Raw genomic sequence first — 258 nt, 5'->3', positions numbered from 1 at the left:
CCAGTTGCTGACATACCTGGGCGACGACGTGGTGCTTCAGTTCGGCGGCGGCACGATCGGCCACCCCGGCGGCATCCAGGCGGGAGCCATCGCCAACCGCGTCGCGCTGGAAGCCATGGTCAAGGCCCGGAACGAGGGCATCGACATCTGGAACGAGGGACCGGAGGTCCTGGTCAAGGCGGCCAAGTGGTGCCAGCCGCTGCGCGCGGCGCTGGATACCTGGAAGGACGTGACGTTCGACTACGCATCGACCGACAG

General features: G+C 67.4%; 1 protein-coding gene. It reads left to right on the top strand.

The features are described 5' to 3' along the window. Positions 1–258, top strand: a 258-nt coding sequence (locus tag ACSNOK_RS35015) for a RuBisCO large subunit C-terminal-like domain-containing protein (protein WP_436784735.1), incomplete at both ends; no start/stop codon positions are given.

The sequence above is a fragment of the Streptomyces sp. URMC 126 genome (assembly GCF_051386555.1).
Lineage (GTDB): Bacteria > Actinomycetota > Actinomycetes > Streptomycetales > Streptomycetaceae > Streptomyces.
Note: the sequence above shows the minus strand (reverse complement) of the source record. Positions and strands in the feature narration are given on the sequence as shown.